The sequence below is a fragment of the Ruegeria sp. AM5 genome (assembly GCF_056540645.1).
The window spans coordinates 120,063-131,938 of sequence record NZ_JBQFXC010000005.1; the positions used below are offsets into that span (position 1 = coordinate 120,063).

An 11,876-nucleotide genomic window follows, 5' to 3' on the forward strand; every position below is an offset into this window, starting at 1 on the left:
CAAAGGAGATATGCCCATGACCCAGACAATGCGCGCTGTCGAGATCACTGAAGCTGGTGGCCCGGACGTTCTGCAACTGACGGAACGCCCGATGCCGGAACCGGCAGAGGGTCAAGTGGTTCTGAAAGTCGCGTACGCCGGGGTGAACCGCCCTGATGCGCTGCAGCGGGCAGGGGCGTATGATCCACCTCCCGGTGCAAGCGATTTGCCGGGGCTGGAAGCGTCAGGAGAGGTCGTCGCCATCGGCTCGGGTGTCGAAGGTCTGGTCGTTGGCGATCGGGTTTGCGCCCTGTTGCCCGGCGGCGGTTATGCTGAATATGTCGCAACGCCCGCCGCTCATTGCCTGCCTGTGCCTGCGGGTATGGGTTTGAAAGAAGCTGCCTGCCTGCCCGAAACCTTCTTTACTGTTTGGTCCAATGTCTTCACCCGTGGCGGCTTGAAGCCGGGGGAGCGGTTTCTGGTCCATGGCGGTTCCAGCGGGATCGGCACGACGGCTATTCAGCTGGCCAATGCGTTTGGCGCCCGCGTCTTTGCAACCGCCGGGTCGGCTGAGAAATGTGAGGCTTGTATCAAGCTAGGTGCCGAAAAGGCGATCAACTATCGCGACGAAGATTTCGTGGCTGCGATGCGCGCCGAGGGCGGGGCGAACCTGATTCTGGACATGGTCGGTGGTGATTATATCCCGCGCAACATCAAGGCTTTGGCGGAAGACGGGCGGCTGGTTCAGATCGCTTTCCTGCAAGGTCCGGTGGTCGAACTGAACTTTGCGCTGATGATGGTGAAACGCCTCACCCTGACGGGCAGCACCTTGCGCCCACAAAGCGATTTGGCCAAGGCGCGAATCGCGCAAGACTTGCGTGAAGCCGTGTGGCCATTGCTTGAGGCCGGGAAGGTCGCACCGGTGATGGATTCAGAATTCGATCTTTCTGATGCCGCCGCTGCACATACGCGGATGGAAGCATCGGGCCATATTGGCAAGATCGTTCTGAAGGTCTCTGGTTAAGCTGCTGCCATGTAGTCAGGCGACCGCCCGGCGATACAGGTGCCATGTGGCGTGGCCTAGAACGGGCATGACGACGATCAGCCCCAGCAACATCGGGATCGCGCCCAGTACCAACATCGCGGCCACAATGGCCCCCCAGGTCAAGATCACACCCGGGTTCTGACGCAAGACCCGTACCGAGGTTACGACGGCCACGGGAACGCCCACTTTGCGATCCAGCAACAGCGGAAAGCTGACCACGCTTAGCGCCAATGCGACCAGTGCAAACAGGAAACCGGTGACGGTGCCGATGATGATCATGCTCCAGCCTGCTCCGGTGGTGAACACTTCTGTCACGAATGCCATGGCCGAGGCCGGAGGTTCTGGCCCTAGGGTTTGCGCGTAGATGCCTTGCGCGACCATCAGCCAGATCATCAATAGCATGACCAGATAGAAGCCCAGTGCCAGTATGGCTCCGAAGGAAGGCGAACGGAATACGCCGAACGCGTCCAGCCAATGAACGTCTCCGCCCTGTTCCCTCTTGCGACTGATCTCATAAAGCCCGACGGCGGCGACCGGCCCGATCAGCGCAAAGCCCATGACAAGCGGGGCCAGCAGGGGCACCATGTCTTTGTTGAGCCCAATACCGAACATCAGCAGACCTGCGATTGGATAGATCAGAACGACAAAGATCGCATCGGCCCGGGTTTCGAGAAAATCGTTATATCCAGCTTTCAGGCATTCGCGCAGATCCTGCAGGGTCAGCGTATGCACCGTCGGCAGAGCCTGAACATCCGCGCTGCCGATCTCGGTCACGGATTCAGTGACATGATCGCTGGTTGCCCGCAGATTTCGGGCGACCCAGGTGATAGGGTTACCGATTGTCTTGTCCATGTTCATCCCCTTTTCTGGCGTGGGTGCGCCGCGGGATGCATCCGGCGTGGCAATTCGCGTGACCGGATCAGCCGGCAACGTCTGCCCAATTACAACGTCTCGTTGCATTATAGCACATATTGCGAAATTTTGCCCGATCACCCTTGCAGAGCCGGAAGGATTGCTCTGCCGCACAGGCGTGTTAGCTTTGTTTCCACAGGCAAGGGAGGCATTCATGCAGCAGACAGCACGCACAGTCGTCATACACGAATCCGGCGGCCCCGAGGTTCTTCGGATTGAGGATCGCCCGCTTGGCGATCCCGGCCCGGGTGAGGTGCGCATTCGCCATCATGCCTGCGGATTGAATTTCATCGATGTGTACCAGCGTACCGGCCTTTATCCGCTGGAGTTGCCTCATGCGTTGGGAATGGAAGCGGCCGGAGTCGTTGAGGCGGTAGGCGAAGGCGTTACGCATCTTGCCCCCGGCCAACGCGCGGCCTATGCCGCAGGCCCATCAGGAGCTTATTCCGAAGCGCGCGTGATGCCTGCAGCGCAGGTTTGTCCGCTGCCCGAGAGTATCTCGTTCCGCACCGCAGCGGCCATGATGCTAAAGGGCATGACGGTTGAATACCTGTTTCACCGCACAACGCCGCTGCGGCGCGGAGATACCGTGTTGTTCCACGCGGCAGCCGGAGGTGTGGGACTGATCGCCTGCCAATGGGCGAAATCCGAAGGCATCAAACTGATCGGGACAGCGGGAACGGATGAGAAATGCAGCCTGGCGCAATTCAATGGCGCGTCACATTGCATCAACTACCGGACCGAGAATTTTGTCGAGCGTGTGGCCGAGATCACCGGAGGCAAAGGGGTTGATGTGGTGATGGACTCCATCGGTGCGGACACGTTTGAGGGATCGCTGGATTGCCTGAAACCCTTGGGCATGATGATTTCATTCGGAAACGCTTCGGGGCCAGTGCCGCCTGTCGATCTGGGAATGCTTGCGCAGCGGGGATCTCTGAAGGTGACGCGGCCAACCTTGTTCACGCATATCTCGGATCACGCCACCTGTCAGGCGATGGCGCGACGCTTGTTTGGCAAAGTGGACGGGCGCGAGGTCAAGATCCATGTCGATCAGGAGTTTCCGTTGGATCAAGTTGCTGATGCGCATCGTGCTTTGGAAGCACGACAAACCACCGGCAGCACAGTCTTGGTGCCCTAGCGGCACGGGCCCGGCGCAAATAGCCGGGCCCTACTTTCTCATCAAAACCGATATGCGACGCGCAGTTGAACTGTAGTTGCGTCAACATCGACGCCCGATGAGTTGAAGTCGTCGAACTCATGATACAGAATCTCGCCTCCAACGCTGATATTGGGGGCTACGATCTGCTCATAGCCTGCGCCGATGAACCAGCCATCGTCACTGCCCAGATTATCGGTATCCGCATCGGCATAACCGGCGGTGCCATAAAGCAGGCCCTGCGGGTTCAACTTGTAGCCCGCGCGCGCTTTGAGCCGCCAGACATTCTCGACCGTGGCGGCGCCGGAAAGGTCTACGTCGCTCCAGTCATAGTCGAAGCCACCTCCGACGACCCAATCGCCCAGATCGTAATCATATCCAAGGATGATACCGCCGATCGCACCATCGCCGTCGACGCCTGCTACGTTTGTGTCGATGTCCGCATAACCAAACTGTGCACCGCCGTAGAATCCAGTCCAGTTGCCTGAGGATTGCGCCATGGCGGATCCCGCAGCCAATACGGCGACCGAGGTGATCAGTGCCAATCTTCCTGTCATCGTCTCATTCCTTTCGCTCGAAACCTGCTGCCAATCAAATCTAATGGCAGCGTTATGATTGAATCTACGTTCCGGCCCTTAGGCCGGATCAGTGATGTTTTGACTGTCCCGAACAAATTTATTCTGGCCGGTGCCCCGGCGTGGGCCCACTCAGGTTGGGCTCTTTTCTCATATGCTAGATAGGGTGAAACATGATGCCTTCAAACGAAGATCGGCGGCAGATACGATCTGCCGCCGATGCACAAAGGTCTTGTCAGCGAATTATTGCTGTAGTTCAGCCGGGTCTTTGTCGGCGATGTCTTCCCAGTTCGCGCTGGCTTTCTCAACAAAGCCCGGAATGTCGCCTTCCCAACGCTCCTGAATGTCTTGTGACAGGTTCAGATACAGCTTGTTGTCGACGATTTTCCAGTAGTTCGGGTCACCATCGAACTTGAAGCCCATTGCGGTGCCAAATGCGCAGTAGCCGCCGTAGGCAGGCAGATAGGCCTCTGGGTTCGCCTCAAAAGCGGCTTTGTTCTCTTCTGATGCAAAACGGTACAAGGCCTCGTTGTGCAGCGTGGTGATTTTGTAATCACCCTTGGTTGCTTCGCCAACGGTGAAATAGGCGACCGGGTCATAGCCCTGCATTGCCAATCCGGTCGAGCTTGCGTTGATTTCGACGCCAGCCGCCATTGCTGAGCTTGCGATCGCAACAGACAGCGCGACTCCGCTGATGATGGATTTGAACGTGTTCATGACTTCACCTTTCGTGAATAGGCTCGCTGAAGAGCACTGTAATTTTGCCCGGGCGAACCGGATTTGATTGTCGCGACGCCTGTAATTGGCCGTCACAAAATCCCAGTTGGGGAATGGCCCGATCACGTTCAAAGCAATCAATTGTGATTGTGCAATCACAAAGACCGGTTGTTCATTCCTGCACGTCAGGCACCAGCGCCAGGACAAAATCGACCACCTTTTCCGCAGGCATTTCGCAGGGGCGAAGCAATGCGCCGCTTTTCTGTGTGAGATAAAGGTTCAGGATGATGTAATCCGGCCCGCCCAATTGATGAGCCACCAGTTTGTGAGATTTCCCGCAGGCCATGATCTGATGCGATACCAAATATCGATGCGGCCCAACGGAACCGGTGAACGTGCCGACCGGCAGATCATGGAACGCTTTCAGAAACGCGCTGGGCGCTGTCACGATTTCCCGATTTTCGGTTCTGTCCCCGCCTTGATCCGCGCTAGGTTGGCGCTGTGCCGCCAGTAGAGCAGCAAGGTCAGAGCAATTCCAAGAACGAAGGTACTGCCATCTGTCAGCACCATGATCCAGGTGGTGGATAGGGCGGCGGCGGCCAGCGCACCAACGGATGAAATACGCCAGATCAGCGCCGCGACCAGCCATGTCGAACAGCAGGCGACACCCACGCGCCAGTCAAGTGCCAGCCAAAGGCCCAGAAAAGTCGCAACGCCTTTGCCGCCTTTGAAGCCCAGCCAGACCGGAAAGCAATGCCCGAGGAACGCGGCCAATGCGGCGATCTGCGCGGCATCTTCACCAGCCAAAGCGCGTGCCAGCAGAACAGCAACGGCACCCTTGGCTGCATCAAACAGCAATGTCAGCGCTGCCGCTGCCTTATTGCCGGTTCGCAGGACGTTGGTTGCGCCGATATTGCCCGACCCGATTTGCCGCAGATTTCCCAGACCCATCACGCGCGCGACGATCATGCCAAAGGGTATGGAGCCTAGCAGGTATCCCAACGCGGCCCACAGGATGAGCTGAGTCATTGTGCTGTCGATCAGGGGCATCAGGCTCTCCGGTACACTTCTTGTCCAGCGACAAAGGTTGCGGTGACCTTACCCTGCATCCGCTGACCGTCAAACGGTGTGTTCTGCGATTTCGATTTCAGCGTAAATCGGTCCAGAACAAAGGGAACATCCGGGTCGAACTGCACCAGATCGGCAGGCGCGCCTTGGGACAGGCGACCACTCTCCAAGCTCAGCCGTTTGGCCGGGTTCAGGGCCATGGCGCGGAACAGGGTCGGCAAGTCCAGCTGTTCAGAATGGTATAGGCGCAGTGCCGCAGGCAGCAGCGTTTCCAGCGCCACCGCGCCCGAGGCCGCCTCTTCAAACGGCAGACGCTTGCTTTCCTCATCCTGCGGCGTGTGCATGGAACTGATCGTGTCTATCAGACCGGTTCGCACTGCTTCGATCACGGCTTGCCGGTCATCTTCGGATCGCAGCGGGGGCTTTATCTTGAAGAAGGTGCGATAATCGGACACGTCCAATTCGTTCAACGTCAGATGGTGGATTGACGTGCCTGCTGTGATGTCCAGCCCGTTGCGCTTGGCGCGCTCCAGTGCAGGCAGGGCGCGGGCGGTGGTGATCTGATCGGCGTGATAGGCGGCCCCGGTCATTTCAAGCAGGGCGATGTCGCGGTCCAGCCCCATACGCTCGGCCATAGGCGATACGGCAGGCAAGCCTCGCAGTGCGGCGAATTTGCCGCTGGTGGCCGCGGCACCGCTGCTCAGGCCCGGCTCCTGCGGGTGGGCAATCACAAGCGCGCCACAGGATTTGGCGTAGGTCAGCGCGCGTGAGAACACCTTGGTATTGGTGATGACATGATCGCAATCGGTGAAGGCCACAGCTCCCGCATCTTGCAGGAACCCGATCTCGGTCATCTCACGCCCTTCGCGTTCTTTGGTCAGGGCGGCCATTGGCAAAACGTTGACCGGAGCGTCCGCTTGCGCGCGGCGGGTGGCGAACTCCAGCGTCTCGGGTGTGTCGACGGCAGGCAGAGTATCGGGACGGGTGACGATGGTTGTCACACCACCTGCAGCCGCGGCCAGACCTGCGGATTTATAGCTTTCTTTGTGCCGCTCACCGGGCTCACAGACCTTGACGCCAATGTCGACAATGCCGGGGGCGAGGCACTGCCCACCGCAATCGACCAACTGCGTGTCAGCGTCTGGGGCCGTGCCTTCACCAAGCGCTGCGATCCGACCATCGGCAATCTGCAGCCAGCCGATGCTATCCGTGCCAGCTTCGGGGTCGATCAGGCGAGCGTTAGTAAAAATCAGATTGCTCATGCCATGGCCCTTTCGATTGCAGCTTTGGTGGCGGCGGGGTCCGCCTGATATTTGATCAGGTGCTTGTCGCCGCCTTTTGTGACGATCTGGACAAAGCTGCCAATGGTATTGACCGCCTGAATTTTGTTCAGCGCCACCTTACGCGGACCAGGACCGGTGAGAGTGGTGCCCGTCATTTCCCACTTGGCGACCAGTTCTTCCGAAGCCAAATACCAAGCGCGGATGGTGATGGCGGCCAACCCTGCGGGCGCGCCGGTCCAGACGTAAGGGTTGCCTATCAACCAAAGCAAGACCATCGCAGCCGCCATTGCAAACGCGGCGAGCCATGCGTTGGTGCGGATATAAGCGCCCTTGTCTGGCGTGAATGTTACAGGATCAGCCACAAGGCACCTCCGACGGCGATCAGAATCAGCAAGGCAATGACGGCTGAACCGATGCGGCTTGGTTTATTATCCACTGGCGGGCTTTGCGCGGCCGAGAACGGTTTTGCGCTTTCGGTCTCAATCGTGCCGCCGGACCAGTTGGTAGCCTCTTCGGTGAACAGGCCAATCAGATGCAGGCGGGGATCGAGGGAAAGGGTTGCAGATCGACCACCCAGCGCCGCACTGCGCAGGACCATGACCCAGCCTTCGATGGCCTCCAATTTCGTGCTGTCCAACTGGTCTTCCGAGACACCGCAGCCTTCGCTGAGATAGCCATAAAGCCCGAGATCTTCGAGGTCGGATACCGGAAAAATGTCGATCTGTTCGGGGTCCAGCCCCTCGACACCCAACACCTGATCAACAGCACCCGGTTCGCGCAGGAATTTCGCCTCTTCCGGGCGCATGTCCAGCGAGAACAGGCGGATCACACCGCGCTCATGGGGGGCGATGATCAGATCGTTCATGCGGCTTCTCGCACGTTGCGCGCCAGCAGGTCCATGGCGGCCATGCGGACGGCAACGCCCATCTCGACCTGTTCCTGAATGACGGATCGGTTGATGTCATCGGCCAGAGTGCCGTCGATCTCGACCCCGCGGTTCATCGGGCCGGGGTGCATCACGATGGCGTCCGGCTTGGCCAGCGCCAGTTTTTCGGCGTTCAGACCGTAGCGGTGATAGTATTCGCGTTCCGAGGGGATAAAGCCGCCGTCCATCCGTTCCTTCTGAAGACGCAGCATCATCACAACGTCGACGTCTTTCAGACCCTCATTTATATCATCATAAATCTCGGCCCCGAATTCCGCGAATTGCGACGGCACCAGCGTCGGCGGGCCGATCAGTCGGATGCGGTTTTCCATCTTGCCCAGCAGGATCAGGTTCGAACGCGCCACACGCGAATGCGCCACGTCTCCGCAAATCGCGATGTTCAGCCGGTGCAGACGCCCTTTGGCCCGGCGGATCGTCAGCGCGTCCAGCAGGGCTTGCGTCGGGTGCTCATGCCGCCCGTCACCTGCGTTCAGCACGGCGCAGTTTACCTTCTGCGCCAGCAGGTCCACCGCGCCGGAATGAGGATGCCGCACCACCAGCAGATCGGGATGCATTGCGTTCAGCGTCATTGCTGTATCAATCAGCGTCTCGCCCTTTTTGATCGAACTGGCCTGCATCGCCATGTTCATCACATCCGCGCCCAATCGCTTGCCCGCAATTTCGAAACTCGCCTGCGTACGGGTCGAGTTTTCAAAGAACATGTTGATTTGAGTCAGGCCCGACAGCACATCGGAATGCTTAGCCGATTGCCGGTTCAGATCGACATAGGTTTCGGCCAGATCAAGGATAGCGGTGATATCGGATTGCGACAGATGCTCGATGCCAAGAAGGTGACGATGGGCGAAACGCATGGGCGGGCTCCTGTCTGACAATCGGACCGCTTATAAGAAGCCATGCAGGCCAAGGCAACCTAAGGTTCCGACCCTTCGGTTAGTTTCTCACATCCGCCTTCGGGCAGGCATTGTTCCCCTGGTTTGCACCACTTGCCATAGCCACAATCAATGGCCTTGATCGGGACACAGCCCTGATAAGCCGAGCATTTAAAGCCGGGTCGGCATTGCGAACCGGTTTCTTCACACAGAAACCAGCCGGGGCGCGAACATCCGCCGCCCGGCAAGCAGGATGAACCGGCTCCGCAACTCCTACCATCTGCGCAGGTTGTGGATGGAGCGGGGACTAAATCCGGTCGGCTGCGCTCGCATTCCCCGCGCCCGTTGCAGAAGCTGCCACCTGGGCAATCCAGGCGCGAGGTGCACTTGTTCGCCCCCGCCGGGGCGCAACGGGTTCCTCCTGCCACGCAGCGCTCGAACGGGCCGCAGGTGTGCCCACCTCCACAATAGGTGTGTCCCGGCGAGATACAGCGACCATCAAAGCTGCAGCGTTGGCCTGCGGGGCAGCAACCGCGCCCGCATTGCAACTGTCCGGCGCGGCATTGAGTATTCCGATCAAACAGCTGCGCACTCGCCGAACCGCCAGAGGTTGCCAGCAATAGAGCAATCAGAAGGAATCGCAGAAATGACAGCATGACCCTGCCATGGTCGGTGCGACCCTGTGCCATGGCAAGGTCTATTCGCTTTCCCTCGGTCAAAAGCTGGTTAGATTGAGGGTTATGGAATCGGGTTTGGACCATCATACCGCGCGGGCGCTGCTGGAATGGCAGATCGAGCTGGGCGCAACCGAGGCGATCGGCGACGCGCCGGTGGATCGCTATGCGTTGCCGGACAAAGCGGCCAAGGCTAAGAAACCAGCTGCGGTTGAACCTGCGAAAAAACCAGAACCGGTTGATGCCGCAGCTGTTGCAAAACAGGCGGCGAAAACCGCTGGATCGCTCGTCGATTTGCGTGCGGCGATGGAGGCGTTTGATCTTTGCGACCTCAAACGCGGCGCGCGGCAGTTGGTGTTTGCCGATGGCACCCCCGGTGCACGGGTAATGATCATCGGCGAAGCGCCCGGCCGTGATGAGGATCGCGAAGGTAAGCCCTTTGTCGGGCGCGCTGGGCAATTGCTGGACCGGATGCTGGCCGCGATTGATCTGGATCGGCGCGAGAATGTCTACATTACCAACGTGTTGCCGTGGCGGCCCCCGCAGAATCGCGATCCCAAGCCGGAAGAGATTGGCATGATGAAGCCGTTTCTGGAGCGGCATGTGGCGTTGGCCAAGCCCGAGGTGCTGGTGGTGATGGGCAATATTAGCTGTCAGGCCTTGCTGGGCAAACGCGGTATCACGCGGCTGCGCGGGAAATGGGATCAGGCGCTGAACCTGCCGGTCATCCCGATGTTCCACCCGGCCTACCTGCTGCGTCAACCGCAGATGAAGCGACAGGCCTGGGCCGATCTGCTGGACCTGCAAGCACGGCTGAGAGGCGCGGGATGAGAGTTCTGGCGTTTTCCGATCTTCATATGGCGCGCAACCGGGCCGCTGATCTGGTGGTCGCCAGCGCCGAGGCTGATCTTGTCATCGGAGCGGGGGATTTTTGCAATGCGCGGCGGGGCCTGAAAGAAGCGATGCAGATGCTGTCGGGCATTGCAGCGCCGCTGATCCTGGTGCCGGGCAACGCTGAGAGCGCCGAGGAACTGACAGCCGCTGCGCCCGAAGGCGCGCATGTTCTGCACGGGACGGGCATGACATTGGATGGTCTGCGCCTGTTCGGGCTGGGTTACGGTGTGCCGGTGACGCCTTTCGGAGACTGGTCCTGCGATCTTACTGAAGCTGAAGCATCGGAACTGCTGGCCCGGTGCGAGGCTGCGGATGTTCTGATCGCGCACTCTCCGCCAAAAGGATATGGGGATGTGACATCGCAAGATGTGTCGGTCGGCTCGACCGCAGTTCGGGACGCGGTTGAACGCATCCAGCCCGATTTTGTCTTTTGCGGTCATATCCACGACAGTTGGGGATACCGCGGCATGCTCGGGCGGTCTCAGATCGCCAATCTGGGCCCAAAACCACATTGGTTCGAGGTAACAACGTGATCGAGACAGTGACATTGATGGCCTTCGTCCCAGCCGCACTGGTGCTGAATTTCACACCCGGCGCTGACATGATGTTCTGTTTCGGGCAAGGGTTACGGTCCGGGTCACGCCCAGCGATGATGGCCAGCCTCGGTGTTTCGACGGGTCTGATGGTGCAAGTTTTGCTGGCGGGGCTTGGACTTGGGGCGTTGGTATCAGCCGTGCCTTGGCTGTTTGACGTTATCCGGTGGATGGGCGTTGCTTATCTGTTGGTTCTTGCATGGGGCGCAATCCGGAAAGGGGCAGTGTCGGACGATGCAGCAGTCAAGCCTGCTCATTTCGCGTTTCGCGAGGGGTTGCTGGTGAACCTGACCAATCCCAAGGTCATTCTGTTTGTTTTGGCCTTTATCCCTCAGTTCGTGGACCCAGCAAACGGCCCGGTTCTGCTGCAATTCCTAACCTTTGGTGCAATCATTACTTTGGGCAGCATTCTAGTGAATGGGATGGTCGGTATCTTTGCCGGCGGAGCAGGACGCATTTTGATCTCAAACCCACGCGCTTCACGTATCATTGGATTGGTCACGGGCGGGATGTTCGCGGCTCTTGCCATCCGGCTTGCCATCATGGAAAGGGCTTGACGACATATGTCGCGCATTGACGAAAGCATTGAGTTCATCCCCGTCCGCATTGCGGTTCTGACCGTGTCGGATACACGCTCGCTGGACGACGACCGCTCGGGCCAGACGCTTGTCGACCGGATCGAAACGGCTGGACATTCAGTGGCGGACCGCAAGATCATTCAGGACGAACGCGCCCAGATTGCCGAGCAATTGCGCAGTTGGATCGCGGATCCTGAAATCGACGTCGTGATCTCGACCGGCGGCACAGGTCTGACGGGTCGCGATGTTACAGTCGAGGCGCACCGGGACGTTTATGAAAAAGAGATCGAAGCGTTTGGCACCGTTTTCACCATCGTGTCTATGGAAAAGATAGGTACTTCTGCCGTGCAGTCCCGCGCCACAGGCGGAGTTGCAGGCGGAACCTATCTGTTTGCGTTGCCGGGCAGCCCGGGTGCCTGCAAAGACGCTTGGGATGCGATTTTGGAGAAGCAGTTCGATTATCGCCACCGGCCCTGTAATTTCGTTGAAATAATGCCCAGATTGGACGAACACCTGCGACGGAAGTAGACTGGTTCTGCGTTTAATGGATCATAACCGCTTTGTGGCTTGGCATTTTTTGCGACCCG

The 11,876-nt window shown here is 58.9% G+C and carries 15 protein-coding genes; 6 read left to right on the plus strand and 9 right to left on the minus strand.

What is annotated here, in order from left to right:
- Positions 1-16: 16 nt before the first annotated feature.
- Positions 17-1,003: an NAD(P)H-quinone oxidoreductase gene (locus ACR0AH_RS13975; RefSeq protein WP_170733545.1), complete on the plus strand. Its 987-nt coding sequence runs from the start codon at positions 17-19 to the stop codon at positions 1,001-1,003.
- A gap of 15 nt (positions 1,004-1,018) precedes the next feature.
- Here ACR0AH_RS13975 and ACR0AH_RS13980 read toward each other — a convergent pair whose 3' ends face one another.
- Positions 1,019-1,876: a DUF2189 domain-containing protein gene (locus tag ACR0AH_RS13980; RefSeq protein ID WP_170395655.1), complete on the minus strand. Its 858-nt coding sequence runs from the start codon at positions 1,874-1,876 to the stop codon at positions 1,019-1,021.
- 214 nt (positions 1,877-2,090) lie between these two features.
- Here ACR0AH_RS13980 and ACR0AH_RS13985 point away from each other — a divergent pair, with 214 nt between their 5' ends.
- On the plus strand, positions 2,091-3,074 hold the full coding sequence (locus ACR0AH_RS13985) for a quinone oxidoreductase family protein (RefSeq protein WP_170423639.1): 984 nt from the start codon (positions 2,091-2,093) through the stop codon (positions 3,072-3,074).
- A gap of 41 nt (positions 3,075-3,115) precedes the next feature.
- On the opposite strand, the gene ACR0AH_RS13990 is transcribed toward ACR0AH_RS13985, so the two are convergent.
- The 8 genes from ACR0AH_RS13990 to ACR0AH_RS14025 all read right to left on the minus strand — a co-directional run bounded on the left by ACR0AH_RS13990 (position 3,116) and on the right by ACR0AH_RS14025 (position 8,532).
- Positions 3,116-3,649, minus strand: coding sequence for a porin family protein (locus ACR0AH_RS13990; protein WP_170733546.1), 534 nt, complete (start codon positions 3,647-3,649; stop codon positions 3,116-3,118).
- A gap of 261 nt (positions 3,650-3,910) precedes the next feature.
- On the minus strand, positions 3,911-4,384 hold the full coding sequence (locus ACR0AH_RS13995; RefSeq protein ID WP_480592411.1) for a YHS domain-containing (seleno)protein: 474 nt from the start codon (positions 4,382-4,384) through the stop codon (positions 3,911-3,913).
- Positions 4,385-4,556: 172 nt separating this feature from the next.
- Positions 4,557-4,832 (minus strand): hypothetical protein, encoded by a 276-nt coding sequence (locus tag ACR0AH_RS14000; RefSeq protein WP_480592413.1) that lies wholly within the window; start codon positions 4,830-4,832, stop codon positions 4,557-4,559.
- Positions 4,829-5,434 carry a glycerol-3-phosphate 1-O-acyltransferase PlsY gene (gene plsY / locus ACR0AH_RS14005; protein ID WP_170647151.1) on the minus strand — a complete coding sequence of 202 codons (606 nt, stop codon included), beginning with the start codon at positions 5,432-5,434 and terminating at the stop codon, positions 4,829-4,831. The genes ACR0AH_RS14000 and plsY overlap by 4 nt, the downstream gene beginning before the upstream one ends.
- A complete protein-coding gene (pyrC, locus tag ACR0AH_RS14010; protein WP_170733547.1) occupies positions 5,434-6,714 on the minus strand; it encodes a dihydroorotase in 1,281 nt (426 codons plus the stop codon). Before pyrC ends, plsY begins: the two co-directional genes overlap by 1 nt.
- Positions 6,711-7,097 carry a hypothetical protein gene (locus ACR0AH_RS14015; RefSeq protein WP_480592416.1) on the minus strand — a complete coding sequence of 129 codons (387 nt, stop codon included), beginning with the start codon at positions 7,095-7,097 and terminating at the stop codon, positions 6,711-6,713. The genes pyrC and ACR0AH_RS14015 overlap by 4 nt, the downstream gene beginning before the upstream one ends.
- Positions 7,082-7,600, minus strand: coding sequence for a hypothetical protein (locus tag ACR0AH_RS14020; protein ID WP_480592418.1), 519 nt, complete (start codon positions 7,598-7,600; stop codon positions 7,082-7,084). The genes ACR0AH_RS14015 and ACR0AH_RS14020 overlap by 16 nt, the downstream gene beginning before the upstream one ends.
- On the minus strand, positions 7,597-8,532 hold the full coding sequence (locus tag ACR0AH_RS14025; protein ID WP_170566212.1) for an aspartate carbamoyltransferase catalytic subunit: 936 nt from the start codon (positions 8,530-8,532) through the stop codon (positions 7,597-7,599). Before ACR0AH_RS14025 ends, ACR0AH_RS14020 begins: the two co-directional genes overlap by 4 nt.
- A gap of 758 nt (positions 8,533-9,290) precedes the next feature.
- On the opposite strand from ACR0AH_RS14025, the gene ACR0AH_RS14030 reads away from it, so the two are divergent.
- From ACR0AH_RS14030 to moaB, 4 genes are read left to right on the plus strand one after another with little or no spacing between them, the layout of a single operon-like run.
- Positions 9,291-10,055, plus strand: a complete 765-nt coding sequence (locus ACR0AH_RS14030; protein WP_170514155.1) for a uracil-DNA glycosylase — start codon at positions 9,291-9,293, stop codon at positions 10,053-10,055.
- Positions 10,052-10,651, plus strand: coding sequence for a metallophosphoesterase family protein (locus ACR0AH_RS14035; protein ID WP_480592420.1), 600 nt, complete (start codon positions 10,052-10,054; stop codon positions 10,649-10,651). The genes ACR0AH_RS14030 and ACR0AH_RS14035 overlap by 4 nt, the downstream gene beginning before the upstream one ends.
- Positions 10,648-11,268, plus strand: a complete 621-nt coding sequence (locus ACR0AH_RS14040) for a LysE family translocator (protein WP_480592422.1) — start codon at positions 10,648-10,650, stop codon at positions 11,266-11,268. The genes ACR0AH_RS14035 and ACR0AH_RS14040 overlap by 4 nt, the downstream gene beginning before the upstream one ends.
- A gap of 6 nt (positions 11,269-11,274) precedes the next feature.
- Complete coding sequence (moaB, locus tag ACR0AH_RS14045; RefSeq protein ID WP_170408382.1) at positions 11,275-11,817, plus strand: molybdenum cofactor biosynthesis protein B; 543 nt, start codon at positions 11,275-11,277, stop codon at positions 11,815-11,817.
- The last annotated feature ends 59 nt before the right edge of the window (positions 11,818-11,876 follow it).